At 72.2% G+C, this 26,453-nt stretch carries 22 protein-coding genes; 13 read left to right on the forward strand and 9 right to left on the reverse strand.

Annotation, left to right across the window (positions count from 1 at the left end):
• Nucleotides 1-253 precede the first annotated feature (253 nt).
• Complete coding sequence (locus ACFWFZ_RS08505) at nucleotides 254-2,353, forward strand: hypothetical protein (protein WP_387118497.1); 2,100 nt, start codon at nucleotides 254-256, stop codon at nucleotides 2,351-2,353.
• Nucleotides 2,354-2,403: 50 nt separating this feature from the next.
• Here ACFWFZ_RS08505 and ACFWFZ_RS08510 read toward each other — a convergent pair whose 3' ends face one another.
• Nucleotides 2,404-3,600, reverse strand: coding sequence for a pyridoxal phosphate-dependent aminotransferase (locus ACFWFZ_RS08510; RefSeq protein WP_387118500.1), 1,197 nt, complete (start codon nucleotides 3,598-3,600; stop codon nucleotides 2,404-2,406).
• 668 nt (nucleotides 3,601-4,268) lie between these two features.
• On the opposite strand from ACFWFZ_RS08510, the gene ACFWFZ_RS08515 reads away from it, so the two are divergent.
• The 11 genes from ACFWFZ_RS08515 to ACFWFZ_RS08565 all read left to right on the forward strand — a co-directional run bounded on the left by ACFWFZ_RS08515 (nucleotide 4,269) and on the right by ACFWFZ_RS08565 (nucleotide 16,500).
• Nucleotides 4,269-4,814 carry a DUF2617 family protein gene (locus ACFWFZ_RS08515; RefSeq protein ID WP_387118502.1) on the forward strand — a complete coding sequence of 182 codons (546 nt, stop codon included), beginning with the start codon at nucleotides 4,269-4,271 and terminating at the stop codon, nucleotides 4,812-4,814.
• A 157-nt stretch (nucleotides 4,815-4,971) separates the two neighbouring features.
• The gene (locus ACFWFZ_RS08520; protein ID WP_387118505.1) at nucleotides 4,972-6,615 is read left to right on the forward strand and encodes a polyamine aminopropyltransferase; all 1,644 of its coding nucleotides are present in this window, start codon (nucleotides 4,972-4,974) and stop codon (nucleotides 6,613-6,615) included.
• A gap of 32 nt (nucleotides 6,616-6,647) precedes the next feature.
• Nucleotides 6,648-7,487 carry an SRPBCC family protein gene (locus tag ACFWFZ_RS08525; protein ID WP_387118508.1) on the forward strand — a complete coding sequence of 280 codons (840 nt, stop codon included), beginning with the start codon at nucleotides 6,648-6,650 and terminating at the stop codon, nucleotides 7,485-7,487.
• A gap of 46 nt (nucleotides 7,488-7,533) precedes the next feature.
• Nucleotides 7,534-8,316: an aldose 1-epimerase gene (locus ACFWFZ_RS08530; protein WP_387118511.1), complete on the forward strand. Its 783-nt coding sequence runs from the start codon at nucleotides 7,534-7,536 to the stop codon at nucleotides 8,314-8,316.
• Between the two features lie 186 nt (nucleotides 8,317-8,502).
• A complete protein-coding gene (gene pyrE / locus ACFWFZ_RS08535) occupies nucleotides 8,503-9,042 on the forward strand; it encodes an orotate phosphoribosyltransferase (RefSeq protein ID WP_030817422.1) in 540 nt (179 codons plus the stop codon).
• A gap of 238 nt (nucleotides 9,043-9,280) precedes the next feature.
• Nucleotides 9,281-10,303, forward strand: a complete 1,023-nt coding sequence (gene fbaA, locus ACFWFZ_RS08540) for a class II fructose-bisphosphate aldolase (protein WP_387118514.1) — start codon at nucleotides 9,281-9,283, stop codon at nucleotides 10,301-10,303.
• A gap of 698 nt (nucleotides 10,304-11,001) precedes the next feature.
• A complete protein-coding gene (locus ACFWFZ_RS08545) occupies nucleotides 11,002-11,415 on the forward strand; it encodes a DUF3151 domain-containing protein (RefSeq protein ID WP_257856221.1) in 414 nt (137 codons plus the stop codon).
• Nucleotides 11,416-11,581: 166 nt separating this feature from the next.
• Nucleotides 11,582-12,427 (forward strand): tryptophan 2,3-dioxygenase family protein, encoded by an 846-nt coding sequence (locus tag ACFWFZ_RS08550; RefSeq protein WP_387118517.1) that lies wholly within the window; start codon nucleotides 11,582-11,584, stop codon nucleotides 12,425-12,427.
• On the forward strand, nucleotides 12,420-13,652 hold the full coding sequence (gene kynU, locus ACFWFZ_RS08555) for a kynureninase (protein ID WP_387118520.1): 1,233 nt from the start codon (nucleotides 12,420-12,422) through the stop codon (nucleotides 13,650-13,652). Before ACFWFZ_RS08550 ends, kynU begins: the two co-directional genes overlap by 8 nt.
• 171 nt (nucleotides 13,653-13,823) lie before the next feature.
• On the forward strand, nucleotides 13,824-14,702 hold the full coding sequence (locus ACFWFZ_RS08560; protein WP_387118523.1) for an alpha/beta hydrolase: 879 nt from the start codon (nucleotides 13,824-13,826) through the stop codon (nucleotides 14,700-14,702).
• A 211-nt stretch (nucleotides 14,703-14,913) separates the two neighbouring features.
• A complete protein-coding gene (locus ACFWFZ_RS08565; protein WP_387118526.1) occupies nucleotides 14,914-16,500 on the forward strand; it encodes a PKD domain-containing protein in 1,587 nt (528 codons plus the stop codon).
• A 55-nt stretch (nucleotides 16,501-16,555) separates the two neighbouring features.
• On the opposite strand, the gene ACFWFZ_RS08570 is transcribed toward ACFWFZ_RS08565, so the two are convergent.
• From ACFWFZ_RS08570 to ACFWFZ_RS08580, 3 genes are all read right to left on the reverse strand, one after another.
• Nucleotides 16,556-17,527 carry an MASE1 domain-containing protein gene (locus tag ACFWFZ_RS08570; RefSeq protein ID WP_387118529.1) on the reverse strand — a complete coding sequence of 324 codons (972 nt, stop codon included), beginning with the start codon at nucleotides 17,525-17,527 and terminating at the stop codon, nucleotides 16,556-16,558.
• Nucleotides 17,528-17,574: 47 nt separating this feature from the next.
• Nucleotides 17,575-18,516 carry a PP2C family protein-serine/threonine phosphatase gene (locus ACFWFZ_RS08575; protein WP_387118532.1) on the reverse strand — a complete coding sequence of 314 codons (942 nt, stop codon included), beginning with the start codon at nucleotides 18,514-18,516 and terminating at the stop codon, nucleotides 17,575-17,577.
• 161 nt (nucleotides 18,517-18,677) lie between these two features.
• Nucleotides 18,678-19,961, reverse strand: a complete 1,284-nt coding sequence (locus tag ACFWFZ_RS08580) for an adenylosuccinate synthase (protein ID WP_030838794.1) — start codon at nucleotides 19,959-19,961, stop codon at nucleotides 18,678-18,680.
• 183 nt (nucleotides 19,962-20,144) lie between these two features.
• On the opposite strand from ACFWFZ_RS08580, the gene ACFWFZ_RS08585 reads away from it, so the two are divergent.
• Nucleotides 20,145-20,984: a diacylglycerol kinase gene (locus ACFWFZ_RS08585; protein ID WP_387119224.1), complete on the forward strand. Its 840-nt coding sequence runs from the start codon at nucleotides 20,145-20,147 to the stop codon at nucleotides 20,982-20,984.
• A gap of 121 nt (nucleotides 20,985-21,105) precedes the next feature.
• Here the strand turns inward: ACFWFZ_RS08585 and ACFWFZ_RS08590 are convergent, their stop codons facing one another.
• The 5 genes from ACFWFZ_RS08590 to ACFWFZ_RS08610 form a co-directional block, all read right to left on the reverse strand.
• On the reverse strand, nucleotides 21,106-22,314 hold the full coding sequence (locus tag ACFWFZ_RS08590) for a cytochrome P450 (protein WP_387118535.1): 1,209 nt from the start codon (nucleotides 22,312-22,314) through the stop codon (nucleotides 21,106-21,108).
• 39 nt (nucleotides 22,315-22,353) lie between these two features.
• Nucleotides 22,354-23,013, reverse strand: a complete 660-nt coding sequence (locus ACFWFZ_RS08595) for a response regulator transcription factor (RefSeq protein ID WP_030648014.1) — start codon at nucleotides 23,011-23,013, stop codon at nucleotides 22,354-22,356.
• Nucleotides 23,010-24,347, reverse strand: a complete 1,338-nt coding sequence (locus tag ACFWFZ_RS08600) for a sensor histidine kinase (protein ID WP_387118539.1) — start codon at nucleotides 24,345-24,347, stop codon at nucleotides 23,010-23,012. The genes ACFWFZ_RS08595 and ACFWFZ_RS08600 overlap by 4 nt, the downstream gene beginning before the upstream one ends.
• Before the next feature lie 88 nt (nucleotides 24,348-24,435).
• The gene (locus tag ACFWFZ_RS08605) at nucleotides 24,436-25,107 is read right to left on the reverse strand and encodes a response regulator (RefSeq protein ID WP_387118542.1); all 672 of its coding nucleotides are present in this window, start codon (nucleotides 25,105-25,107) and stop codon (nucleotides 24,436-24,438) included.
• Entirely contained in the window at nucleotides 25,104-26,453 is a 1,350-nt protein-coding gene (locus ACFWFZ_RS08610; RefSeq protein ID WP_387118545.1) for a sensor histidine kinase, read from the reverse strand. The genes ACFWFZ_RS08605 and ACFWFZ_RS08610 overlap by 4 nt, the downstream gene beginning before the upstream one ends.

Raw genomic sequence — 26,453 nt, forward strand, 5'->3', positions numbered from 1 at the left:
CCCGCGGCCGCACGAAAACAGACGTACTGCCCGTCGCCGTCATCTCCCCCGACTTCCTGCGCTGCCTGAGAACGCCCCTCCGTACCGGGAGGAGCCTCGGGCACCTTAAGCGCCCCCGCGGCCCGTCGGGGGTGAATGGCGCGATCAGCCTCGTGAGGCCGAGGTCGCTCGTTCCTCGGCCGAGTCCCCCGGGCGCAGTCCGCCGGTAGTGTGCCGCCGCAAGGACTGCTTGCGGACAGGTGGGGACGGCTAGATGCGGATGAGGTTCGAGCCCGAGGCCGAGGCGGAATTCGAGGCAGCGCGTGGACTGCTCGTCGACCGCCTGGTCCGGTGGGCCGGGGAGCAGGGACTCCCGGTGGACGGGTTCACGGCCGAGACGGTGCTGGACTACCGGCACCGGGCGACGGCCGACGGCCGACTGGGTCTGTGGGAGGCGCGCCATGCGCAGGAGCTTCTGCTCACCTGGCTGCCCTGGAACGTCACCGAACTCCCCGGGGAGGAACGCTGCGACGCTCCGGGCACCCTGCGCACGCTGCTGCGCTATCTGCATGCCGCGCAGCTGGCGGACCCACGCGGCCCCTCGCTCCAGGAGTCCCTCGCCGCGGTCGACAAGGCCGCGGAGCAGTACCCGACAGCGATGGCGGACCGCACTCGCTGGGGTCTGGCGAAGTTCTGGGCGATGACGGCCGCCGAGCAGGGAGTGGACATCCGGGACGGGGCGGCGTTGCAGCGCTTCGCGGACCGGGCGCGACGCGGAGAAGCCACCTACGATGAGCGGGCCCTCGACGCGATCATGGAACGGCGGCTGACCGGCCGCGCGCCCTCTGGCTCGGAGCGCGCCGAGCCGCAGCTGCCCGTCGCACTGCCCGAGGACGACGAACTGCGCCGACGGGCACAGGCGTCGGCGACGGTGGCGCAGTTGCGCGGACTCACCGAGTGGACGGGAGCGGAAGGCCGCCCCGTGACGGCGACGGGACGGCTGCGGATGGCCGATGCCCGAGAGCTGGTGGACGCACTCGGTACCGGAGACACGCTCGACGGGGTGCGCTCCTCGGCCGACCTGCCACGGTTGGGACTGCTGGTCGAGTGGGCGAAGAGGGCGCGGCTGGTCCGGGTGGTCAAGGGGCGTCTGTACGCGGTGGCCAAGGCCCGGCCGGTGCTGGCCGACCCGCTTGTGCTGTGGCTGCGTGCCTTCGACGCGTGCTTCGAGCTGCGGCAGCCCCTGCTCGGGGGCAATGGCCGGCACGCGGAGTCGATGCTCTTCGACGTCTACGAGGACGTGCTGGCGGATGTGCTGAACACGCTCTACAGCCTGCCGTATCCGATGCCCTGGCCGCGGCTGCGCGACACGGTGCACCTGGCCTATCGGACCTCGTTCCGGTTCGACGGCGGGTCGGACCTCTCGCACCGCATGTGGTTCAGGCACGCCGACCGGGACCTGCGCACGGTGCTCGACCTGCTGGACGACCTGGGAGCGATCGAGCGTGACGAGGGGATGGCCGACCCGGTGTTCCTCGACGTCGACCTCTCCGATACCGCACCCGAGCTGCTCGCCGGCATGCCGCCGGAGCTCGGGGAGCTGTTGGGCGTTGCAGGGACGACACCGGACCCTGCGGCGGGTGAGCGTGCCGAGGCGCGGCGCACGGAGCTGACCGCCGGGCCGGTCGAACTCATCCGTCTCACCGAGCTCGGAACCCGGGCCGTACGGCAGCGGCTGCTGGCGGTCGGTCGCCACGCGCCACTGATCGGTGAACTGGCCCGAGCACCGGCGGCCGGCCTGCTGGGAGTGCTGGCAGAGGAATATCCTCCGGATGCCGCCCAGGTGGAGCTGGCCGGCTGGATCACGGCCTGCGGCGAGCGGGTGGACGCACAGCGGGAACTGACAGACGCCCTACGGACCACGCCTTTCCACACCCGTGCGCAGGCGATGCTCGACGTGCTGCTGGTGGCTTCTCCGGACGATGAGAGCGAGCGATTGCTGCGCGCACTGCGCCGCGACAGCCAGCTGGCGCCGCTGGCGCTGAACGCGCTCGCGCAGCGTGACCTGCTGTCTCCCGAGGACATGACCGGTGCCGAGCATCTGCTGCTGCTCGCCGAGAACCTGCTCCAGCTCGTGGAGCTGGCGGGCGGCCCAGGTGGCGCTGAGGAGGCGCTGCGCGCCCAGGGCGCCGAGGTCGGGGACGCGATCGCTGCCGCGTTGGACTCGGCGCACCCTGACAGGGCCGGCCTGGAGGAGCTCAGGCAGCTGGCGGCCCGGGCGCTGCGGGTACCCGCCGCTCGTCTCGGCCGCACCCGCACCACCCGCACCCGCAGGCGCGGCACCGGCGGGAGCGGCCGCAGACGGCACCGCTGACGAGCGGCGGCGCCACCGTAGCGCTCTCGGTGGCGCGGCCCGCCGCGCGTTCAGGAGGTGAGGCGGCGAAGACGGCCGACGGCCTCGGCGAGGACGTCGTCCTTCTTGCAGAAGGCGAAGCGGACCTGGGTGCGGCCGGCGTCGGGGTCGTCGTAGAAGACGGAGCTGGGGATGGCGACGACGCCGCAGCGTTCGGGGAGGGTGCGGCAGAAGGCGTAGGCGTCCTTCTCACCGAGGGGGGTGATGTCGGTGGTGATGAAGTAGGTGCCCTGCGGGCGGAAGACCTCGAAGCCGGCCGACGCGAGGCCGTCGGCGAGGATGTCGCGCTTGGCGGCGAGGTCGCTGCGGAAGGCCTCGTAGTAGGCGTCCGGCAGTTCCAGGGCCTCCGCGATGGCGTACTGGAAGGGGCCGGAGGAGACGTAGGTGAGGAACTGCTTCGCCGTGCGGACCGCGGAGACGAGCTCCGGCGGGGCCGTCAGCCAGCCGACCTTCCAGCCGGTGAACGAGAACGTCTTGCCGGCGCTGCTGATGGTGACCGTGCGCTCGCGCATCCCGGGGAAGCCCGCCAGGGGGGTGTGGGAGCCCTCGAAGACCAGGTGCTCGTACACCTCGTCCGTGACGACCAGCAGATCGCGCTCGACGGCGAGCGCGGCGATCGCCGTGAGCTCCTCCGGGGTGAGGACGGTGCCCGTCGGGTTGTGCGGGGTGTTCAGCAGGAGCAGCCGGGTGCGCGGGGTGACGGCGGCGCGCAGCTCGTCCAGGTCGAGGGCGAAGGTCCCGCCGTGCGGGCGCAGGGTGACCGGGACGCGGGTGGCGCCGGCCATCGCGATGCAGGCCGCGTAGGAGTCGTAGAACGGTTCGAGGGCGATGACCTCGTCACCCGGCTCCAGGAGGGCGAGGAGGGAGGCGGCGATGGCCTCCGTGGCGCCCGCGGTGACCAGGACCTCGGTGTCGGGGTCGTGGCCGAGGCCGTAGAAGCGCTGCTGGTGCGAGGCGATGGCGCGGCGCAGCTCCGGGACGCCGGGCCCGGGCGGGTACTGGTTGCCGAGCCCGGTGAGGACCGCGCGGGAGGCCGCCTCGGCGATCTGCGCCGGGCCGTCGGTGTCGGGGAAGCCCTGGCCGAGGTTGATCGACCCGGTGCGTGCGGCCAGCGCCGACATCTCCGCGAAGATCGTGGTGCCGAAGGGTGCCAGGCGGCGGTTCAGGAAGGGGCGGTCGCTGCTCACGGGTGCGCTCATGGGCGTCATCCTGCGGGCAACCTCTGGACTTGCTCAAGTGCGCTTTGGGCCGTGCGGGCCTTGGGAATCCCCCCTTCACGCGGGACGCGGGGATCCCGCTCCCCGGGAGGACCGGGGCGTGAGAGAGGGGCGGACATGGAGTTCGTCTTGGTAGTGCTCGTGCTGTGTCTGGGGATCGTCCTCCTGTGGAGGCTCGTCCGGCCCAGGCCCGTGCACAGTCCGCGCCCGCGCCGGCAGCGCCGTGGCAGGCGCAGCTGGTGGGCGGGCGACGGGGGTTCGTCGGGCTGCGGCTCGTCGTCCTCGTGCGGTTCGTCCTCGTCGTGCGGGGGCGGGGGGTGTGGCGGCGGCAGCTGACACGGGGCAGCCGGCGCCGCCTTGACGCGGGCGTCCGACGGTCCGTTTCCCGTCGGGCGCGCCGCGCGTTGTCGATGCATCTCGACGCGCGGAACGCAACCTTATGAACACGTGAACTGCCGAGCCCCCGGGGGGATGTAAACCCCGTCAAGTTGGGTAAAAGCGCTGTGAGTGCCGTGCCTTTCATGATTCCCTCGGTTGGGTAGACCAGTCCTCGGACCTCCCTGGACTTCCTGTGGACCCGTGCCGGTTTCCCCCCACCCGTGCTTGCTACCGCTGGCGGGCCCCGGCCCCCCTCCCTCGCGCGTTTGCGGAGCCGACTCATGCTCACGACCCTCCAGACCTCATACACCGACACGCGTGCCGCCGATCTCGCCTGGGCCCTGGGTCGGGACCGGCTGCCCGCCCTGGCCGTGCTGAACCTCGAACTTTCGGGTGCGAAGGTCGAGTTGCGCCTGCTCGGGGCCTCCCATCAGGTTCTGCTGGAGGAGAAGGACGTGCTCTGTTCGGAGACGGTCGCCTGCATGCCCGGCAGCAGTACGCCGCTGCCGCTCGGCGTGGCGAAGCGGGTGGGCGACTGGGAGTACGAGTTCGCCGCGCGGGTCGAGACGCTGTCGCAGGGGTCCTTCGCCGGGCGGGCCCAGGAGCTGCTCGCACTGGTGGCGGACCACCCGAACGGACTAGCGGGGACGTTCCCCGGAAGCCCGCACGCCTTCACCGCCATGCTCGCCCAGCGCTACGAGGGCCAGGTGCGATGGCGTACCTGGCACGCGTACCCGCAGGAAGGGCAGTTGGTGGCCACCCGGACGCGGGTCGGGGTGCGGATGGGCGCCCCGGCGCCGGCCCTGGAGTCGCCCGCCCTGCTGTAGGCCGTACGGGCGAGAGGCGGCTCCGGCCGGGGTGCGGCCGACCGGGCGCGCCGCGGTGCCAGGCGCGATGTGGTTACGCCAACTGGCCGGATCGGCGCACCACTTACACCCATGTGGGTGACCGGATGCGAGTGGGCGGTGACGTACGGTTCGCTTCATGATCGACCGTTCCGTCCCGCGCCGGGTCCTCCCGGCTCCGGAGCCGGGAGGCACCGAGACCGTCACGGCCGCCCTGCCCGTACGGCCCCGGACCGGCCGACTCCTGGTCCTGGCCACCGTGTTCGTCTGCGCCGCCTGCGGGCTCGTGTACGAGCTGGAGCTGCTCGCCCTGGGCACCTACCTCATCGGCGACTCCGTCACCCAGGCGTCGGTCGTGCTGTCCGTCATGGTCTTCGCCATGGGCGTCGGCTCCCTGCTCGCCAAAAGCTTCCGGCACCGGCCCGCCCTCGGCTTCGGCGTCATCGAGGCCGGGCTCGCCCTCCTCGGCGGACTCTCCGCCATGGCGCTGTACGCGAGTTTCGCCTGGCTGGGGGAGTCCCGGCCGGCACTCGTCGCCTTCTCCTTCGCCATCGGCATGCTCGTCGGCGCGGAGATCCCGCTGCTGATGGTCCTCATCCAGCGCATCCGCAGACAGGACGCGGGCGGCGCCGTCGCCGACCTGTTCGCCGCCGACTACGTGGGTGCCCTCGTCGGCGGCCTCGCCTTCCCCTTCCTGCTGCTGCCGATGCTCGGCCAGCTCACCGGCGCCATGCTCACCGGCACCGTCAACGCCGTCGTCGGCGGCGGCCTGGTCCTGTGGCTCTTCCGCCACGACCTCAGCCGCCGCTGCCGCTGGCTGCTCATCGCCGCGAACCTGACCGTCCTCGTCGTGCTCGCCTCAGCGACCGTCCTCGCCGACGACTTCGAGCGTCTCGCCCGGCGCGCCGTCTACGGCTCCGAGGTGCGGGTCGCCGTCCAGACCGGGGTGCAGGAGCTGGTGCTCACCGGCCCCGCGACCGGATCCCCGCGCTCCCTCGACCTGTACCTCGACGGACGACTGCGGGTCAGCGGCTACGACGAGTACCGCTACCACGAGGCCCTGGTCCACCCCGCGATGACCGGCCCGCACGCCCGTGTCCTCGTCCTCGGCGGCGGCGACGGCCTCGCCGCCCGCGAGGTGCTCCGCTACCGGGACGTCGCCTCCGTCACCGTCGTCGAGCTCGACCCCGGCGTGGTCCGCCTCGCCCGCACCGATCCCATGCTCTCCGCGCTCAACGCCGGAGTGTTCGCCGACCCGCGCCTGGCCGTCGTCACCCAGGACGCCTTCCACTGGCTGCGCGGACCCGCCGCGAACGACCGCTTCGACGTGATCGTCTCCGACCTCCCCGACCCGGGCATCACCCCCAGCACGAAGCTGTACTCGCAGGAGTTCTACGGACTGGCGGTGCGGGCCCTGGCCCCCGGCGGCCGGATGGCCGTGCACGCCGGGCCCCTGGCGACGCGCCCCCGTACGTACTGGACCGTCGACTCCACCCTCCGCGCGGCCGGCCTGCGCACCACCCCCTACAGCGCGGGCGGGCGCCTCACCGGATTCGCCGCCGGACCCGACCGCACGCCCCTCGGGGGGACCGGTGCGCCGCCGCGGGACTGGGGGTTCGTCCTGGCCGCCCGCGACCAGGAGCCCGAGTTGCGCGTCGACCGCGAAACGCCCGTGCTGCGCTCGCTGTCGACCGGTTCCCTCCAGGACGCGGCGCGCGACGCCGAGCGCACCCGGGTGAGCGGACTTCCGCCGTCGACGCTGCCGCATCCGCGGTATTCGTGACCCGGTGGGGTCCAGGCCGTAGGCTCGACCGCATGGAGCATCAGGTGTTCGTCCCGGTACCGGCAGACGACCTCCGCGCCGTGCTGCGCGACCCCGCCCGGGTGGCCCGGTGCGTACCGGGACTCCAGCAGGACGCCGACACGGGCGTCGGACCGCTCTCCGGGCGGCTGAAGGTGCGGGCCGGCGGGAGCACCGTGACCTACCGGGGGTCCGCGGCCGTCACCGAGCAGGACCCCGACCACTTCACCTTCGAGGGCGAGGGCACGGAGGTACGCGGCAGCGGCACCGTGAAGTTCTCCCTCGGCCTGCGGCTGACCCCGGCCCCCGACGGGACCCGGCTGGACTTCACCGCCCTGGCCACCGCCGACGGGCGCGCCGCCTCCTTCGCCCCCGAAGCCGCGGCCACCGCCCTGCGCAGGCTCCTCGACCGGGCCGCCGGCCAGCTGGCCGCCGGGGCCGCGATCAGCGACCCCGTCGCCGAGGCCGAAGCCGCCGAGGCCGAAGCGGCGGAGGCCGACGGCCCGGCCGAGCCCGGCGACGAGGTCACCGAGGTCAGTGCCACGGTCTTCGAGACCGAGGTGCCGCCCCCGTCCCTGGATCCCTCTCTGGACCCGTTCCTGGCCGGCGGGTTCGAGGACCTCGACGCGAGCGGAGCCCCGCGGCCCCCGGCCGAAGCCGCCCACGCCCGCCGCACCATGATCGGCCGCAGCGCCGAGGAGGTGGACCACGCGCCCCCGCGCGGCCGGTACGCCCCGGTGCCCGCACCGGCCGCCACCACCACCGGCGACAGCCTGCGCTGGATCGCCCCGGCCGCGGCGCTCGCGCTCGCCTCTGCCGTCGTCATCGGGCGGGCCCTGCGCCGCCGCCGCTGACCTGCGGCTTCCGCGAGCGCGGCATGATCGGCCTAGGGTCGACCGCATGAGTACGCAACTGAGCGTCGGCGGCACCGAAGTGACTGTCGACCAGGAGAGCGGCTGCCGGATCAGCAGTCTGCGCATCGACGGGACCGAGTTGCTGCGCCAGGGACCGCGGTACGGAGCCTTCCCGATGGTCCCGTGGTGCGGCCGCATGAAGGACGGCCGCTTCCACGACGGTGCGACCGTGCACCAGATGCCCCTCGACCATCCGCCGCACGCCCTCCACGGCTTCGGCCGTGACGCGCGGTGGCGGCCGGCCGGCGCCACCGCCACCGAGGCCGCATTCACCTACGACCTCGTCGACCCGTGGCCGACCCCCGGCCGGGTCACCCAGGTCGTCACGCTCGCCGAGGACTCGCTGACCCTCACCATGGGCGTCGAGACGTACGGAGACTCCTTCCCGGCCCAGGCCGGCTGGCACCCCTGGTTCCTGCGCAACCTCGGCGGCCAGGACGTGGAGCTGTCCTTCGACCCCGCCTGGCAGGAGGAGCGCGGCGCCGACCACCTCCCCACCGGCAAGCGCATCGACCGGCGGCCCGGCCCCTGGGACGACTGCTTCGGCATGCCCGACGGCGTCGACGTCACCCTCACCTGGCCCGGCACGCTGGAGCTGCGCATCACCAGCCGGTCCGAATGGGTGGTCGTCTACGACGAGGAGGCCGAAGCCGTCTGCGTCGAGCCGCAGTCCGGCCCGCCGAACGGGATCAACACCGCTCCGCGCCTGGTCACCCCTGTGGACCCGCTGGAGGTCTCCACGACCTGGACATGGCGCCGGCTCGTCTAGTGCTGTGGCCGGAAAGGTTCACCGGGCCCGCGGCGTCCGGCGCGGCACCTCGCCGCGTTGTCGGAGCGCCCGAGTACGTCCAGTACACGGGCGCCCCTCCGCCGTGCGATGCACGGCACCGGACGCCGCGGGCCTGACCGACGCCACTTTGACGACAGGACCTGGCCCGCAACTAAGCTCGTCGCCATGAGTGACGTACGGGATGCGCTTCTGCAGCAGATCAAGGACAAGGCCGTCGTGCACGGCAAGGTGATCCTCTCCTCCGGCCGGGAGGCCGACTACTACATCGACCTCCGCCGGATCACCCTCGACGGCGAGGCCGCCCCGCTGGTCGGCCAGGTCATGCTCGACCTCACCGCCGAGCTCGACTTCGACTGCGTCGGCGGTCTGACCCTCGGCGCCGACCCGGTCGCCACCTCGATGCTGCACGCCTCCGCCGCGCGCGGTCAGCGCCTGGACGCCTTCGTCGTCCGCAAGGCGCAGAAGGCGCACGGCATGCAGCGGCGCATCGAGGGCACCGATGTGAAGGGCAAGCGCTGCCTGGTGGTCGAGGACACCTCGACCACCGGCGGGTCCCCGCTGACCGCCGTCGAGGCCGTCCGCGAGGCCGGCGGCGAGGTCGTCGCCGTCGCCACGATCGTCGACCGCGGCGCGGCCGACGCGATCGCCGAAGCGGGTCTGCCCTACCTCACCGGTTACCGCCTTGAGGACCTCGGGCTGTCCTGACCGGCCACCGCGACAACGGGCGACAAAGGTCCTCGGCCGCCGTTGAGGCCGGTCTGACCTGACCTTTCCCCGAGGCCCGGGATGTTTCACGTGAAACATCCCGGGCCGTTCGCCCACCACGTGAGACCGGCGGGCTGGACCCCTGCGCGGAGTCTGGAAAGATAGGCGCGACGATGACGTCGCCCCCAGGTCAGGGCCCGCAATAAGCACACTCCCCGCACACCCAAGGAGCGGACAGATGCCCATCGCAACCCCCGAGGTCTACAACGAGATGCTCGACCGGGCGAAGGCAGGCAAGTTCGCCTACCCGGCCATCAACGTGACGTCGTCCCAGACCCTGCACGCCGCGCTGCGGGGCTTCGCGGAGGCCGAGAGCGACGGCATCATCCAGATTTCCACCGGTGGTGCGGAGTTCCTGGGTGGCCAGTACAACAAGGACATGGTCACCGGCGCCGTCGCCCTGGCCGAGTTCGCGCACATCGTCGCCGCCAAGTACGACATCACCGTCGCCCTGCACACGGACCACTGCCCCAAGGACAAGCTGGACGGCTACGTACGTCCGCTCCTGGACATCTCCGCCGAGCGCGTCGCCCGCGGTCTGAACCCGCTCTTCCAGTCGCACATGTGGGACGGCTCCGCCGAGACCCTGGCCGACAACCTGGCCATCGGCCAGGAGCTGCTCGCCAAGGCCGTGGCGGCGAAGATCATCCTTGAGGTCGAGATCACCCCGACCGGAGGCGAGGAGGACGGTGTCAGCCACGAGATCAACGACGAGCTCTACACCACCGTCGAGGACGCTATCCGTACCGCCGAGGCCCTGGGCCTGGGCGAGAAGGGCCGCTACCTGCTGGCCGCCTCCTTCGGCAACGTCCACGGCGTCTACAAGCCGGGCAACGTCGTCCTGCGCCCCGAGCTCCTCAAGGACCTCCAGGCCGGTGTCGCCGAGAAGTTCGGCAAGGCCTCGCCGTTCGACTTCGTCTTCCACGGCGGTTCGGGCTCCACGGCTGAGGAGATCGCCACGGCGCTGGAGAACGGCGTCGTGAAGATGAACCTGGACACCGACACCCAGTACGCCTTCACCCGCCCGGTCGTGGACCACATGTTCAGCAACTACGCCGGTGTCCTGAAGGTCGACGGTGAGGTCGGCACCAAGTCGAAGTACGACCCGCGCACCTGGGGCAAGGCCGCCGAGGCGGGCATGGCCGCGCGCGTCGCCGAGGCGTGCGCGAACCTGCGCTCCAGCGGTACCAAGCTGAAGTAGCCGACCGCCGCCGCCGGAGCCGCCGCCGCGGCAGCAGTCGCACAGGAGGCCCGGCCCCCGTCCCAGGACGGAGGCCGGGCCTTACGCCTGTGTGAAGCAGCCCGTGCGGTGCGCACCCGCCCGGCGATCCAGGACGCCGCACTGGCGTCCGAGGACCGGGACCGCGGCTACGACGCGGCCGAGCACTGACCCCGCGCCCGCAGGAGTCCAAGGCGCGGGAGTCCGTCGACGCCGGCATGGGTCCACGCTCACCGCGTCGGCTACGACGTACCGCTGCGCGGCAGCCCGCGGGCGCGGATCCGGGAGGTGGCCCGACTGCACACCACCCTGCCGCCGGGGGCGGGGAACCCGCTGAACCGCCCCGCCGCCCCGCCGCTGCCCCGCGGGGCGGCCCTCGGCGGCGCGGCACCGCCGAAGGGGCATGGGCCCCGGACCCGCCGCATCCGGCGGGGCCGTGGCGCCGCCCGGGGGCGCGCGTGGCTTCCCGCATCCGGTGGGGCGGGGGTGCCGAGGCGCGCGCGGCCTCCGCACCCGGCGTGCCGCCGACACCGAGGTCCCGCGCGCTCTCCTCACCCGGCGTGCCGCGGCACTGAGGTCCCGCGTGGCCTCCGCATCCAGCGGGCCTCCGCATCCAGCGGGAGGGGGGTGCCCAGGGGACGGCGGGTTCTGCGGATCACCGCACCCGGCAGACTGGGGGCATGTCCATTCACCAGAACCTGCTCGGGGGCCCCGCCCCCACCCACCTCCCCGACGAGCCCGGCCGTGAGGCCATCGCCGCCGGCACCCCGGCCGTCGAGGTGGCCGCCGCGCACCCCACCTCCTCCCTCGCCTGGGCGGTCCTCGCCGACGAGGCCTTCGCCGCCGGCAGCACGGTGGAGTCGTACGCCTACGCCCGTACGGGCTACCACCGCGGTCTCGACGCGCTGCGCCGCGCCGGGTGGAAGGGCCACGGCCCGGTCCCGTGGGAGCACGAGCCGAACCGTGGCTTCCTGCGCGCCCTGCACGCCCTGGCCCGCGCGGCCGGAGCGATCGGCGAGAAGGAGGAGTACGAGCGCTGCACGACCTTCCTGCGTGACTCGTCCCCGACGGCCGCGGACACGCTGAGCGCCTGAAGCGGTACAGCGGGGAGTGGCACACGGGCGTGTTGTGTGGTCTGTGTCACTCCCCGCTGGAGCGCCGGCGTGACGGGGTCCTATGATGCGGGCAGGGGACCGGGGCTCCACTCACCTCACGGAAGGAGCGGACCGCTACCCGGAAGCACGTGTCGAGGAGACAGCGATGTCGAACACCCTTGATGCCTCCGGAGTCGGCGGGGACACCCCGAACCTCGACTTCGACGGCACGACCCCGTACGAGGACTACGTCCAGGCGGACGTCCTCACCCATCTCCAGCAGCTCCGCTCGGACGACCCGGGCGAGATGGTCTTCCTGGTCACGACCCAGGTCATGGAGCTGTGGTTCACGGTCATCGTCCACGAGTGGGAAACCGCCGCGAAGGCTCTGCGCGAGGACCGCATCCCGGTCGCGATGGACGCGCTGAAACGTTCCCTTCGTGAGCTGGAGGCCCTCAACGCCTCCTGGCGCCCGCTCGCCCAGCTCACCCCGGCGCAGTTCAACTCCTACCGCGGCGCCCTCGGCGAGGGTTCCGGTTTCCAGTCGGCGATGTACCGCCGGATGGAGTTCCTGCTCGGCGACAAGTCCGCCTCCATGCTCGTCCCGCACCGGGGCGCACCGCGCGTCCACGCGGAGCTGGAGAAGGCCCTGCAGGAGCCCAGCCTCTACGACGAGGTGCTGCGCCTCCTGGCCCGCCGCGGCCTGCCGGTCCCGGAGTCCGTCCTGAACCGCGACCTGTCGCTGCGCTACGAGGCCTCCCCCGAGGTCGAGGCCGTCTGGACCGGCCTGTACGCCTCCCCGGACGAGAACCTGGACCTCCACCGCCTCGGCGAGGTCCTCACCGATGTCGCCGAGCTCGTCTGGCGCTGGCGCAACGACCACCTGGTCGCCACCCGCCGCGCGATGGGCGCGAAGACCGGCACGGGCGGTTCCGCCGGCGTGGCCTGGCTGGAGAAGCGCGCGGCGAAGAACGTCTTCCCTGAGCTCTGGACGGCGCGCAGCCATGTCTGAGACCTCCACGGACCGCGCGGCCGAGCTGCACGGCCGCGCCGCCGAGCTGCGCGACCGCGCGGCCGCTCTGGACGCCGCCGACGAGCTCGCGAAGCTGCGCGGGCGCTTCACCCTGCCCGACGGCGTCGTCTACCTGGACGGCAACTCCCTCGGCGCACTCCCGGCCGGTGTCGCCGCGACCACCGCGGACGTCGTCGCCCGGCAGTGGGGCGAGCTCCTGATCCGCTCGTGGGACGAGAGCGGCTGGTGGACCGCGCCCGAGCGGATAGGCGACAAGATCGCCCCGCTGATCGGCGCCGCCGCCGGCCAGGTGGTCGTCGGCGACTCCACCAGCGTCAACCTCTTCAAGGCACTGGTCGGCGCCGCCCGCCTCGCGGCTCCCGGCCGGACGAAGCTGCTGGTCGACTCCGCGACCTTCCCCACCGACGGCTACATCGCGCAGTCGGCGGCCCGGCTGACGGGGCTGACCGTCGTCCCGGTCGACCCCTCGCAGGCGGCGGAGGCGATGGACGCGGACACCGCCGTGGTCCTCCTCAACCACGTCGACTACCGCAGCGGTCGGCTCCACGACCTGCCGGCCCTCACCCGCGCGGCCCGCGCCGCCGGGGCGGTCGCGGTGTGGGACCTCTGCCACTCCGCGGGCGCCCTGCCCGTGGGACTCGACGCGCACGACGTCGACCTGGCGGTCGGCTGCACGTACAAGTACCTCAACGGAGGCCCCGGCGCTCCCGCGTACCTGTACATAGCCGCCCGTCACCAGGACGCCTTCGACTCCCCCCTCCCCGGCTGGAACGGCCACGCGGACCCCTTCGCGATGACCCCGGCCTACGAGGCGGCGCGGGGCGCGACCCGCGGCCGCGTCGGCACCCCGGACATCCTGTCCATGCTGGCGCTGGAGGCGGCGCTCGACGCCTGGGACGGCGTCCGCGTCGAGGCGGTGCGCGCCAAGTCCCTCGCCCTGACCGACTTCTTCCTCGAATGCGTGGCGGCGTACGTCCCGCAGGGCCTGGTCGAATCGGTCACCCCGGCCGAGCACGAGCGCCGCGGCAGCCAGGTCTCGCTGCGCACCGAGAACGCCCGTGAGGTCATGGGGGAGCTCATCTCCCGCGGCGTCATCGGCGACTTCCGCGCACCGGACGTCCTGCGCTTCGGCTTCACCCCGCTCTACGTCGGATTCGCCGACGCGGAGCGCGCCGCGCGCACGCTGGGTCACATTTTCGGGTGACTCGGTAGCGAAACGTCACATCGCAGGGCGGGCGGGGCCATGGCTCCGTCCGCCCTGTCGTATTCCGGGCCCCGCACGAAACCGCCTGTTCCAGACTGATACGGTCCCGCTCTGCCGGAACACCGGAACATCTGTCCCCGCTGTCCCACGCGTTACCGAGAGGTTGAGCCGATGACGGACCCCGCCGCCGTGGAACGGGACGCCGCCGAGGCCGCCTCGGCCTTCGCGCACCCGGCGGTCGCACCGGACGCGACGGCCGCGTACGGCGAACACCCCGACCACGTCGTCGACTTCTACGCCCCCCGAGACGAGACCGCGGGCCCGGTCCCGCTGGTGGTGGTCCTGCACGGCGGAGCGTGGCGGGCGCCCTACGACAGGCAGCACACCACCCCCCTCGCGGACTTCCTGGCCCGGCGCGGTTTCGCCGTCGCCAACGTCGAGTACCGGCGTGGCAGTTCTCTGCCGCACCAGAACGCCGAGGCGCCGGTCGCAGGGCGCTGGCCGGAGACCTTCGACGACGTCGCCGCCGCGATGGACGCCCTTCCGGGCCTCGCCGCGACCGCCCTGCCGCAGGCCGACGTCCGCCGCCTGGTCGTCACCGGCCACTCGGCGGGCGGCCACCTTGCGCTGTGGGCCGCGGCCCGGCACATGCTTCCGTACGGCTCCCCGTGGCGGCTGCCCGCCCCGCCGATGCTGCGCGGGGTGGTGGCTCTGGCGCCGATCGCGGACTTCGCGGTGGCGGAGGAGCTGGGCGTGTGCGGCGGTGCGAGCGCGCAGCTGCTGGGCGGCGCGGACCACTGGGACGAGCGGCTGCCCTCCGCCGACCCGGCGTCCCTGCTGCCGACGGGCATCGCAACAGCCGTCGTCCAGGGGCGGGACGACATCGTGGTCCCGCAGCAGGTGGCCGAGGCGTACGTGGCGGCGGCCGCGAAGGCGGGCGAGATGGTGGGGCTGACCCTGCTCGACGGGGTGGGGCACTTCCCGCTGATCGACCCGGCGGCGGACGCCTGCGCGGTGGTGGCGGAGGAGATCTCCCAGCTGGCCTGGTAGCGGCCGCCGCGCAGGCGGGCATAGGGATCAGTTCGGGACAGAAACGCGCCAACTCCCCTGGGTCGCACAGGTATTCGCCATCCGCGGGCGAAGATCTATGTACTCTGGAGCCCAGACCTGAGCACGTTCAAAAATGGGGGGATCGGTGCGCTGTCGCCGTCTCGTAATTTCTGTCGCCGTCATCGCGGCAACCGTCGGTCTCGCGCCGGGCATGGCCCAGGCCGTGGAGCCGGTCGCGCCGGGGGTGAGCGCGCCCGCCGTGGACCTGGCCAAGGCCGCGGCACCGAACCTGAACACCTTCAAGAGCCCCGCGGAACGCTCCGTACGCACGACCCTGCCCGGCGCCAAGGGCGGGGTCTCCGCCCAGCAGGCGGCCGGCAACCCCGACCTGGCCCTCGTCCTGAACGCCGCGGCCACCACGGCCCACGCGTTCGACCTGGAGACCACCGTCATCAGCGCCGACTCCACACTGAAGGTCACCGTCGACTGGGGTGACGGCAGCACCGACGGCCTGGACGCGTACGGATCGACCGTCCTGAAGAGCAGCCACACCTACGTGGAACTCGGCGAGTACACCGTCAAGGTCACCGTCACGGACCCGGCGAACCAGGCCGAGGTCGTCAACACCTTCCAGCTCATGACCGCCGGCTCGGACTTCGTCCCGTACGCCCCGACCCGTCTGCTGGACACCCGCGACGGGACCGGCGCGGCCCAGGGCAAGGTCGCCCCGTACGGCTCGACCCGGGTGAAGGTCGGCGGCAACGGCGGGATACCGGAGGGGGTCACCGCCGTCGCCCTCAACGTGACCGTCACCAACACCACCAGCGCCGGCCACATCACGGCCTTCGCCGAGGGCACCGAGCAGCCGACCACCTCGAACGTGAACTTCGAGGCGGGCCAGACCGTCCCGAACCTGGTGATCGTGCCGGTCGGCAAGAACGGCTACGTCGAGCTGGCCAACCGCGGCCCGCAGTCGGTCGACCTGATCGCGGACGTCACCGGCTACTTCACCCGGACCGAGGCCGGCGGCTACACCCCCGTCACCCCGGTCCGCTTCGTCGACACCCGCGAGGGCCTCGGCACCACCCGCGGCCAGCTGCCCGGACAGAAGACCTTCGGCACCCGGATCAGCGGCCTGCGCGGTGTTCCGGAGGGCGTCACGGCCGTGGCGCTGAACGTGACGGTGACCAACCCGAAGGAGGCCGGCCACCTGTCCGTCTTCCCGAGCGGCGGCAGCGTCCCGATCACGTCCAACGTGAACTTCACCGCGGGCCAGACGATCGCCAACGCGGTGATCGTGCCCGTCGGTTCCGACGGCAGCATCAACGTCCGCAACGGCGCCTGGGCCGGCACGGACGTGATCGTCGATGTCGTCGGCTTCTACAGCCGCGACAGCAAGGCCGCCTACATGCCGATCAAGTCGGTCCGGCTCCTCGACACCCGCGACCCCCGCTGGCCCCACGGTCCGATGCAGGGCCGCGGCTACGTCTGGCAGGCGCTGTCCGCGGGCGAGCCCGGCATCGCCGGGTACGTGCTGAACACCACCGTCACCAACACCGCCGGTACGGGCTTCCTGTCGGTCGCCCCGGACCCGAACACACGGGACCAGTACCGGGACGGCAAGCAGGTCTTCCCGGCGCGTCCCACCGCTTCGACCCTGAACTGGACGGCCGGCAAGACCGTCCCGAACCTGGTCCAGGCGGGCGCCGGGAACAACGGCATCGTCGACTACTGGAACCAGGGCTGGGACAACACCGACCTCGTCGTCGACATCTTCGGCTACTACGAGACCAACTGACCCACCGCCGAGCGCCCCGGTGACGGCCCCCCCAGGGACGGCCTCCCCGGGGCGCTCAGTGCTCGGGTGGTCTTGGCCTGCCGCCCGGCGCCAGGTGCTCCACCAGGTCGGCCAGGTCCTCACAGACCTGCTCGATCCTCAGCCGTACGTTGTTCTGCTCGGTGACCAGCGCGGAGAGCAGCAGCCCGGTCAGGGCGGCCGCTCCGTTGAGGGCCTGCAGGTTGACCATGAGCTCCAGCAGGCCGTAGTCGACGAACGGTCCGGCGTGGTCGTTCGCGGCCGAGATCGCCAGGACCGAGATCAGCAGGGCGACCGGCGCGCTCCCGGCGAACTGGAAGCGTACGGCCGCCCAGATCAGCAGCGGGAAGACGAGGAAGAGCACGGACAGGTGGCTGCGGGTGGCCACGAGGGAGACGATCACGGACGTGACCGCCAGGGCCGTCACCTCGACCAGCCGGTAGTCGTCCCGGGGCAGCCGGGCCCGGCGCAGGACGAGCAGCAGCGGGGTCAGTACGAGCACCCCCATGGCGTCCCCGGCCCACCAGGCCGACCACACCGGCCAGAAGCTGCTCCACGGCAGGTCGCCGGTGAGGACGAGGGTGCAGGTCCCGGCCGTCGCGCTGATCAGCATCGGCAGCAGGCCGCCCAGGAAGACCAGCGCGAGCGCGTCCCGCAGCCGGTCCATCTCCAGCCGGAAGTCCACCCGGCGCAGCAGCAGGTACGCGCACAACGGCGCGAGGGTGTTCCCCGCGACGATGCCGATGTCGCTGAGGTCGAAGTCGCTGATGCGTTCGATGGCGAGATAGGTGCCGAGGGAGATCCCCGGCCAGACCCGCGGGCCCAGCCAGAGCAGGGCGGTCAGTGCGATACCGGTGGGCGGCCACAGGGGGGTGACCTGGGCGTCGTCGACGGTCACGCTCTGGCGCAGGCCGATCCGCCCACCGAGGTAGTAGGCGACGGCGACGGCGAGGATCAGCACGAGTACTTCGGCCGGCCGCCGCCATCGTCGCCATCGCTCGGTGCGCACTACAGCATCAGACAACAGCCCAGGGCCGGGGTGGGGCGTGACACGCGCTATGCGGGGTCATGGGGTGCCGCGGGCGCTGCCGGTGCCGGTGCCGGTCCTGGTCCACGCTCCGGTCCACGCTCCGGTTCCGGACCGGTGGCCGGGGCGGTCGCCGGGGCGGTCGCCTGAGCGGGTCCGGCCGCGTCGTGGCTGAGGACGAGCACCGCGGCGTCGTCGGCGTGGCCCGTCGAATCGGCCACCTTCATCACCTCGGCGGCGAGCTCGGCGGGGTCGGTGCCCGCCGCCTCCCGTACGACCCGGAGCACCCGCTCCAGCCCCACCTCCAGCGGAAACCGCGGTCCCTCGACCACGCCGTCGGTGAGCAGGACGATCGATCCCGCCTGCGTCAGCCGCCGCCGGGTCACCGCGTACGCCGACCCGGGCACGAGGTTCAGCGGCAGCCCGCCGTTGTCCTCGGCTATGCCGTACCGGCCGTCGACCGTGGCCCACACCGCGGGGACGTGACCGGCCCGGGCGCTCTCCAGCTCCCAGGTGTCCGGGTCGAAGCGGAGCAGGCTGCAGGTCGCGAAGAGGTCGCGGTTCATCGAGAGCAGCACCTCATTGGCCCGGCTCAGCACCTCCCCGGGGTCGACGACCACCGCCGCCACGGCACGCAGGCAGATCCTGACCTGCCCCATGAAGGCGGCCGCGTCGACATCGTGCCCCTGTACGTCGCCGATGCAGAAGGCGAGGGCGCCCTCCGGCAGCCGGAACCCGTCGTACCAGTCGCCGCCAATGTCCAGGCCGTGCCGGGCGGGCGAGTACTGGGCAGCCGTACGCAGCCCCGGCAGGCAGGGCAGCGTGGTGGGCAGCATCTCGCGCTGCAGGGCCTCGGCCAGTTCCACCCGGGCCTGCTGGAGTTCCACGCCCTGCCGCGCCTGCGCGGTCAGCCGGCCGAGCATGCTCAGCAAATCGGCGCTGGCCACCCGAGGGGGACGGCGCCGGCTCATGGAAGGCTCCGACGATGGTGCATCCATCCCTGCTTCCGCCGCCCGAAAGGACGTGCCCATCATATTTCCGCAGACCCGGACCCCGCCCGCCGAGCCCGACGGCCGACGCGCAGAAGGGGCGGTGCGCCGTACGGCGCACCGCCCCTTCGTGCCGCTGCTACCTAGAGGAACGAGTTGATCTCGATCGTCTCGGTGCGGCCGGGGCCCACGCCGATCGCGGAGATCGGGGCGCCCGACATCTCCTCCAGGGCCTTGACGTAGGCCTGGGCGTTCGCCGGCAGGTCCTCGAAGGTCTTGGCCTTGGTGATGTCCTCGGACCAGCCGGGGAGGTATTCGTAGATCGGCTTCGCGTGGTGGAAGTCGGTCTGCGAGTAGGGGAGCTCCTCGACGCGCTTGCCGTCGATCTCGTACGCGACGCAGACCGGGATCTGCTCCCAGCCGGTCAGCACGTCCAGCTTGGTGAGGAAGAAGTCGGTGAGGCCGTTCACGCGGGTGGCGTAACGTGCGATCGGCGCGTCGAACCAGCCGCAGCGACGGTCACGGCCGGTGGTCACACCGCGCTCGCCGCCGATGCGGCGCAGGTCCTCGCCGTCCTGGTCGAACAGCTCGGTCGGGAACGGGCCCGCGCCGACGCGGGTCGTGTAGGCCTTGAGGATGCCGATGACACGGCTGATCTTCGTCGGGCCCACGCCGGTACCGGTGCAGGCGCCGCCCGCGGTCGGGTTCGACGAGGTGACGAAGGGGTAGGTGCCGTGGTCGACATCGAGCAGGGTGCCCTGGCCGCCCTCGAAGAGCACGACCTTGTCCTCGTCCAGCGCGTTGTTGAGGATCAGGGTGGTGTCGGCGACGTACGGCTTGATCTGCTCCGCGTACTGGAGCATCTCCTCGACGATCGCGGCGGCGTCGATCGCGCGGCGGTTGTAGAGCTTCGCGAGGAGCTGGTTCTTGCCCTCCAGCGCCGCCTCGACCTTCTGGGTGAGGATCGACTCGTCGTAGAGGTCCTGGACCCGGATGCCGATGCGGTTGATCTTGTCCGCGTACGTCGGGCCGATACCGCGACCGGTGGTGCCGATCTTGCGCTTGCCGAGGAAGCGCTCGCCGACCTTGTCGAGGGTGACGTTGTACGGCGTGATCAGGTGCGCGTTGCCGCTGATGAGCAGCTTGGAGGTGTCGATGCCGCGCTCGTTGAGACCGCGCAGCTCGGAGAGCAGGACGGCCGGGTCGACGACGACGCCGTTACCGATGACCGGTGTGCATCCGGGGGAGAGGATGCCGGAAGGGAGAAGGTGCAGTGCGTACTTCTGGTCGCCGACGACGACCGTGTGGCCGGCGTTGTTGCCGCCCTGGTAGCGCACTACATAGTCAACGGATCCACCGAGCAGGTCGGTGGCCTTTCCCTTGCCCTCGTCACCCCACTGAGCTCCGAGCAGCACAAGAGCGGGCACAGGCGTACACCTCTTCCGGATGGGGCATGTCCAAGGTCAGGGGGACGTACGACGATGTACGCGGGCTGAGCCGTCGGACGGGTTGCCCCGGAATAGACGAAGGCCCTGGCGCAATAGCGCAAGGGCCTCTTGCACAAAGATGCTACCCGAGGAAGGACCGAGGTGTCGGCTCCAGAGCCCACCATGAGCGAAGCGGGCGCGCCGGTAGGCGGTCTGCTGGTGCTCGTCGACCCGGTCGCCCGCCGTCTTGACGGCGAGTCCGTGCGGATCGCGAAAGATGTGTTGTCAGCGGGCGCGGCAGCGAAGATCTGCCTCCCGGATTCGCAGGAGGAATTCGCGCGGGCACTCGCCCGCCGGGGCCATCGGCAGCCGGTGATCGTGGGCGACGACCGGGCGCTGGTGCGGGCCGTGGGGCTGCTGCACCGGGAGCGGGGGCTGGGTGAGGGCGCGCTGGCGCTGGTCCCGGTGGGGCCGGTGGGGTCCCTGGCGCTGGCGAGGTCGCTGGGTGTGCCCGAGTCGGCGGTGGCGGCGGCCCGCGCCGTGCTCGACGGCTCGGCGCGGATGTGCGACCTGCTGGTCGACGACAGTGACGGGGTGGTGCTGGGCGGGCTGCGGATTCCGCCGCTGCGGGGGCCGGAGCGGGGGGTCCCCAGGCCGGCCGGGCCGTCGGTGTGGAGCGCGTACCGCTCGCTGGTGCGGACGCTGGTCCGCCCGGTGGCGGCGGGCGGCGGGGGCGGCGGGCACCACCGGTTGCGGGTGGAGGCCGACGGGGTGCTGCTGGCCGATGTGGACCAGCCTGTGGCGGACGTCTCGGTACGCACGCGGGGCGACGGGGAACCGGCGGAGGTCGCGGTGCGCACGGGCGTCGGCTTCGGCGGCTCGACGGTGACGGCCCGGGCGAAGACGGTGACGGTGTCCGGCGCGGACTTCCGCTACCGCGCCGACGGCGCGATGACCGGCCCGGTCCGCCGTCGCACGTGGACGCTGCGCCCCGGGGCGTGGACGCTGACCCTGCCCCGCTGACGGCGCCCTTCGCCCACCCGCCCGGGCTTGCCGGATGCGCAACCGCTGCCGCGGGCCCCGCTCCCGGCCCTGACCGCCCTGGCGGGGGCCTGACGGTGGCCGGCGGCCTGGCGGATGCGCGCTAGAACTCCACGAGCAGGCTCTTCAGCCCGCGGATGACGTACCCGTCCTGCCACTGCGGCTCCTCCACGAGCCGCAGGGGCGGGATCCCGTCCGCCAGCAGCGCCCCGAACGAGGCCTCCAGCTCCCGCCGCGCCAGCGGCGCCCCAAGGCAGTAGTGGATCCCGGCCCCGAAGGTCAGGTGCGGATTGTCGGCCCGTTCGAGGTCCAGCGCGTCGGGGTCCTCGAAGCGTGCGGGATCCCGGTTCGCAGAACCGAACAACAGTGCGATCTCGGCCCCGCGGGGGATCTCGGTGTCGCCGACGCGGATGTCGTCCAGCACCCAGCGCTCGAACATCTGCAGAGGAGTGTCGTACCGCATGAGTTCATCCACAGCTGTGGACAACTTTTCGGGGTCGTGGCCGGCGCGGAGCGCGGCGAGCTGATCGGGGTTGCGGAACAGCGCCCACCACCCGTTGACCGTGGTGTTGACGGTGGCCTCGTGCCCGGCGTTCAGCAGGAGGACGCAAGTGGAGATCATTTCCTGCTCGCTGAGCCGTCCCTCGTCGTCGTGGGCGGCGATCAGTCCGGAGATCAAATCCTCCCCGGGGCGCGTGCGCCGCTCGGCGATCAGCCCCCGCAGGTACGCGCTGAAGTCGATGCTCGCCCGCACCGCGCGCCGCGCCGTTTCCTCGTCCGGCCGGAGCTCGAACATCCCGCAGATGTCCGCCGACCAGGGCCGCAGCAGCCCCCGGTCCGACTCGGGCACACCCAGCAGCTCCGCGATCACGGCCACCGGCAGCGGTTCCGCGACGGTGGCGAGCAGGTCTCCGCCCCCGTCCGCGAGCAGCCGTCCCACCAGTTCCCCGGCCATCCGCCGCACGGAGGGCACCAGCCGCTCCACCGTCCGCGGGGTGAATGCCTTCGCCACCAGCCTGCGCACCCGGGCGTGCGCGGGATCCTCCAGGTCCAGCAGGCCGTTGCCGTTGAGCACGTGGAACGGCTCGTGCTCGGGCGGCGGCGCCTCCCGCCCGAACTCCTCGTGCGAGAACCGGTGGAGGTAGGTCCGCCCCAGCCGCCGGTCCCGCAGCAGCGCACTCACATCGGCGTAGTGCGGCACCAGCCACTGCCCGGTGGCCTCCCACCAGATGGCCCGCCCCCGCTCCCGCAACTCCCGGTACGCCGGGTACGGATCGGCGACGAACGCGGCATCCCACGGATCAAAGCCCATCCCCGCAGACTAAGGGCTCTTCCTGCCCCACCCTACGGATCAAGCCGGTGTCACCAGCCGGGTCTCGTAGGCGAATACCGCCGCCTGCGTGCGGTCCCGCAGGCCCAGCTTGACCAGGATCCGGCTCACATGGGTCTTGATGGTCGACTCCGCGACGATCAGCCGGTCGGCTATCTCCGCGTTGGACAACCCCTGCGCGATCAGGATCAGCACCTCCGTCTCCCGCTCCGTCAGCTCACCCACCCCCGCCGGATCCGCCAGCTTGCGCGCCTCGGAGATCTTCGAGAACTCCGCGATCAGCCGCTTCGTCACCGAAGGCGCCAGCAGCGCCTCGCCGGCCGCCACCACCCTTACCCCGTCGGCCAGCTGACGGGCCGAAGCGTCCTTCAGCAGGAACCCGGAAGCCCCCGCCCGCAGCGCCTGGTACACGTACTCGTCGAGGTCGAAGGTCGTCAGGACCAGAACCTTCGCGTCCGTGTCCGCGGCCACGATCTCCCGCGTCGCCTCCAGGCCGTTCATCTGCGGCATCCGGATGTCCATCAGCACCACGTCCGGCCGCAGCGCCGCCACCTGCGCGATGGCCTCCCGGCCGTCGACCGCCTCGCCCACCACCTCGATGCCGTCCATGGCGTTCAGCAGAACCGAGAACCCCTCACGGACCATCATCTGGTCGTCGACGATCAGCACCTTGATCGTCATGCCGTCCCTTCCCGCGGCTCCGGCACCGGCTCGGACCGGTTGCGCACCGGTATGAACACCGCGACCTCGTACCCGCCGGACTCCGTCCGCGCGGCCGTCATCTCCCCCTCCAGCATGGCCACCCGCTCCCGCATCCCGGTGATCCCGTGGCCGGCCCCCGGCGAGGGCCGCACATCCCCGGTCGGCGCCTCGTTGACGACCCGTATCCCCAGACCGCCCAGCACGTACGACACCTCCACCCCGGCCGCCGCGCCCGGCGCGTGCCGCAGAGCGTTGCTCAGGGCCTCCTGGATGATCCGGTACGCCGACAGCTCCACGCCCTGCGGCAGCTCCCGCACCGCACCCGTGACCGTCTTCTCCACGCTCAGCCCCGCCTCGCGTACATTCGCCAGCAGCCCGTCCAGCGAGGCCAGCGTCGGCTGCGGGGCGTCCGGAGCCTCGTAGTCCGCCGAGCGCACCACACCCAGCACCCGCCGCAGCTCCGTCAGGGCCGCCACCGCGTTCTCCCGGATGGTGACGAACGCCGCCTCCAGCTCCGGCGGCGGGTTCTTCACCCGGTACGGGGCGGCCTCCGCCTGGATCGCCACCACCGACATGTGGTGCGCCACCACGTCGTGCAACTCCCGCGCGATGGTGGTCCGCTCCTCCAGCAGCGTCCGCTTGTCCCGCTCGACGGCCGTGACCTCCTGCTGCGCGCTGACCTCCGCCTTGGCGTGCCGGCGTATCTGGATGCTGCCCGCGATCACCAGGGCGAACGCCGAGGTCACCGCCATCTCCGGCATGTTCGACCCCCACTCGCCGTTGAACACCACGGACAACGCGGTGCCCAGCGCGAGGGTGAGCGCCCACATCCAGGCCCCCACCCGCGGGCCGGTCCGCAGCGTGACGAGGACCATGACCACGATGTAGGAGAAGAAGGCGCCCGGGGTCCAGGGCCAGCTGTCGCCGCCGCCGAGTGCGGCCAGCACCACCGTCATCGCGACGGCCGCCCACCAGGCGCCCACCGGCCGCACCAGCGTCATCAGGACCGGAACCGCGGCTATCAGACCCATGACCAGCCGGCCCAGATCGCCCAGGTAGCTCGACTGCCCGCCCATCGTGAACAGCACGGCGACAAAGGCCAGCGCGCCCACCGCCGCGTGCTGCCGCCACGGCGCATACCGGCGTATCCCCTTGGGGAGCCGTCGCGAGAAGCGTCCCGGAGCCACCGCGAGGGGCAGCGGACGGTAGGCGAAGGCATCGGTGACGAGGTCCTGGCGCAGGGTCGCGATCACCTCCGATGCCAGTCGGAATTCAGGCGTCCGGGCTGTCCCCCCGGTGGTCGTCTCGGTCATACGCACAACCGTAGGTCTGTACCGCCGTCGTCCGCGTCGCCGCTGATGGGGATTTCCCCGGGTCCCTCTCAAGTACTACACGGGTCCGTCAGTAGCCCGTCGGACGGACCAGACCGCTCTCGTACGCGAACACCGCCGCCTGCGTACGGTCCCGCAGCCCCAGCTTCACCAGGATCCGGCTCACATGGGTCTTCACCGTCTGCTCGGCCAGGACCAGGTGCTCGGAGATCTCCGCGTTCGACAGGCCCTGGGCGATCAGCGACAGCACCTCGGTCTCCCGCTCGGTCAGCACGTCGATCCGGGCCCGCGACGGCGCGCGCGGCGCCCCCAGCCGGGAGAACTCCGTGATCAGCCGCTTCGTGATGTTGGGCGAGAGCAGCGCCTCACCGGCCGCCACCACCCGTACCGCCTCCGCGAGCTGATCGGCCGAGGCGTCCTTCAGCAGGAACCCCGAAGCGCCGGCCCGCAGCGCCTCGTACACGTACTCGTCGAGGTCGAAGGTGGTCAGCACGAGCACCTTCACCGCGGCGTCGGGAACGCGGGTGATCACGGACGTGGCCTCGATGCCGCCCATGCCGGGCATGCGGATGTCCATCAGCACCACGTCCGGGGCCAGCTCGGCGACCTTCGCGACGGCGTCCGCCCCGTCCACGGCCTGCCCCACGACCTCTATGTCGGGCTGGGCGTTGAGAAGCACGGTGAAGCCCTGCCGCACCATCATCTGGTCATCGGCGATCATCACCTTGATCGGGGTGCTCATGGGGCCTTCTTCGTCTCGGGGCCGGCGGCGGCGCCGGGGCCGGCGGGCGGGTTCTGGGGGTCTGTCGGGAGCACTGCGCTGACCTCGTACCCGCCGTCGGGGCGTGGGCCCGCGGCCAGTTCGCCACCCAGCATGCCCGCCCGCTCCCGCATCCCCAGCAGCCCGTGCCCCGCTCCCTGCGAGGGCGGGGCCGGCCGGGTCGGCGCGCTGTTGGCGACGCACAGGTGCAGCTCGCGCGGCCCGTACGCGACACCGACCTCCACCTGCGAACCGGGCGCGTGGCGGAGGCAGTTGCTCAACGCCTCCTGCACGATCCGGTACGCGGTGAGCTCCACGCCGGGCGCCAGCGCCCGGCGGATGCCCGCGACCGCGGTGGTGACGTCCAGCCCCGCCCCGCGCACGTTGTCCACGAGGCCGTCCAACTCGGCCAGGGTCGGCTGCGGATGCTGAGGGGCCGCGGGATCACCGGGCTGTTCGGAGCGCAGCACGCCCAGTACCCGCCGCAACTCGGTGAGGGCGTCCAACGCGTTCTCCCGGATGCCCGCCAGGTTCTCCTTGAGTTCTTCGGAGGGGTTGTCCACGAGGTGCGGGGCGACCTGCGCCTGGATGGAGATCACCGACATGTGGTGCGCGACGACGTCGTGCAGCTCGCGGGCGATGCGGCTGCGCTCCTCCAGCACGGTGCGCCGGGCGCGCTCCTCCGCGGTGAGGGTCTCCTGCTCGACCAGTTCGCCGCGGGCCAGCCGCAGGGCGCGCAGCGCGTAGCCGAGGAGCCCGACGAAGCCGAAGAGGACGACGGCTCCCAGGGAGGTGATCTGGCTCCCGTCGGGATGGAGGACCAGCTCCGCCGCCCCGGTGAGGGCGACCGAGATGCCGACGACCCATATGGTCACCCGCGGTGGCACCCGGAGGGCGACCAGCAGCAGCACCGGAGCGAACGCGAACATCCCGCCGGGCGTCCAGGGCCAGGTCTGGCCCTGCCCGACGTGGTCGTGGATCATCCAGGCGATCCAGCCCGCCGCGAGCAGGGCGAGCCACCAGGCGGCGATAGGGCGGAACATCGCCAGCCAGATGGACAGCGCCGTCAACAGCGCGACAGCCAGCGGGGAGCCGCCCTTGACGTGGTAGTGGTCCATGAGCTGCTCGGTGGTGAGGAACCCGAAGAACACCGCGGCATAGGCGACGAGTACGTGCGGCAGCCGGGCGAGCCACCGCGGCCGCCCCACCCTGGGGAGCGGATCGCGCCGCAGCGTGGTCAGCTCCAGGGCCAACGACAGACGCGGTCCGGCTCCCGCGGCGGCTTCGGAGGTCTTCGGCTCGGCCAGGGGCACGCGCTGATCGTTCAC

The sequence above is a fragment of the Streptomyces sp. NPDC060232 genome, from assembly GCF_042726555.1.
Taxonomy (GTDB): Bacteria; Actinomycetota; Actinomycetes; order Streptomycetales; family Streptomycetaceae; genus Streptomyces.

What these genes read in the sequence shown, in the direction of transcription:
- ACFWFZ_RS08505 (WP_387118497.1), top strand. Translation starts at nt 254, where the DNA reads ATGCGGATGAGGTTCGAGCCCGAGGCCGAGGCGGAATTCGAGGCAGCG.
- ACFWFZ_RS08510 (WP_387118500.1), bottom strand. Translation starts at nt 3,600, where the DNA reads ATGACGCCCATGAGCGCACCCGTGAGCAGCGACCGCCCCTTCCTGAAC.
- ACFWFZ_RS08515 (WP_387118502.1), top strand. Translation starts at nt 4,269, where the DNA reads ATGCTCACGACCCTCCAGACCTCATACACCGACACGCGTGCCGCCGAT.
- ACFWFZ_RS08520 (WP_387118505.1), top strand. Translation starts at nt 4,972, where the DNA reads ATGATCGACCGTTCCGTCCCGCGCCGGGTCCTCCCGGCTCCGGAGCCG.
- ACFWFZ_RS08525 (WP_387118508.1), top strand. Translation starts at nt 6,648, where the DNA reads ATGGAGCATCAGGTGTTCGTCCCGGTACCGGCAGACGACCTCCGCGCC.
- ACFWFZ_RS08530 (WP_387118511.1), top strand. Translation starts at nt 7,534, where the DNA reads ATGAGTACGCAACTGAGCGTCGGCGGCACCGAAGTGACTGTCGACCAG.
- pyrE (WP_030817422.1), top strand. Translation starts at nt 8,503, where the DNA reads ATGAGTGACGTACGGGATGCGCTTCTGCAGCAGATCAAGGACAAGGCC.
- fbaA (WP_387118514.1), top strand. Translation starts at nt 9,281, where the DNA reads ATGCCCATCGCAACCCCCGAGGTCTACAACGAGATGCTCGACCGGGCG.
- ACFWFZ_RS08545 (WP_257856221.1), top strand. Translation starts at nt 11,002, where the DNA reads ATGTCCATTCACCAGAACCTGCTCGGGGGCCCCGCCCCCACCCACCTC.
- ACFWFZ_RS08550 (WP_387118517.1), top strand. Translation starts at nt 11,582, where the DNA reads ATGTCGAACACCCTTGATGCCTCCGGAGTCGGCGGGGACACCCCGAAC.
- kynU (WP_387118520.1), top strand. Translation starts at nt 12,420, where the DNA reads ATGTCTGAGACCTCCACGGACCGCGCGGCCGAGCTGCACGGCCGCGCC.
- ACFWFZ_RS08560 (WP_387118523.1), top strand. Translation starts at nt 13,824, where the DNA reads ATGACGGACCCCGCCGCCGTGGAACGGGACGCCGCCGAGGCCGCCTCG.
- ACFWFZ_RS08565 (WP_387118526.1), top strand. Translation starts at nt 14,914, where the DNA reads ATGGCCCAGGCCGTGGAGCCGGTCGCGCCGGGGGTGAGCGCGCCCGCC.
- ACFWFZ_RS08575 (WP_387118532.1), bottom strand. Translation starts at nt 18,516, where the DNA reads ATGAGCCGGCGCCGTCCCCCTCGGGTGGCCAGCGCCGATTTGCTGAGC.
- ACFWFZ_RS08585 (WP_387119224.1), top strand. Translation starts at nt 20,145, where the DNA reads ATGAGCGAAGCGGGCGCGCCGGTAGGCGGTCTGCTGGTGCTCGTCGAC.
- ACFWFZ_RS08590 (WP_387118535.1), bottom strand. Translation starts at nt 22,314, where the DNA reads ATGGGCTTTGATCCGTGGGATGCCGCGTTCGTCGCCGATCCGTACCCG.
- ACFWFZ_RS08595 (WP_030648014.1), bottom strand. Translation starts at nt 23,013, where the DNA reads ATGACGATCAAGGTGCTGATCGTCGACGACCAGATGATGGTCCGTGAG.
- ACFWFZ_RS08600 (WP_387118539.1), bottom strand. Translation starts at nt 24,347, where the DNA reads ATGACCGAGACGACCACCGGGGGGACAGCCCGGACGCCTGAATTCCGA.
- ACFWFZ_RS08605 (WP_387118542.1), bottom strand. Translation starts at nt 25,107, where the DNA reads ATGAGCACCCCGATCAAGGTGATGATCGCCGATGACCAGATGATGGTG.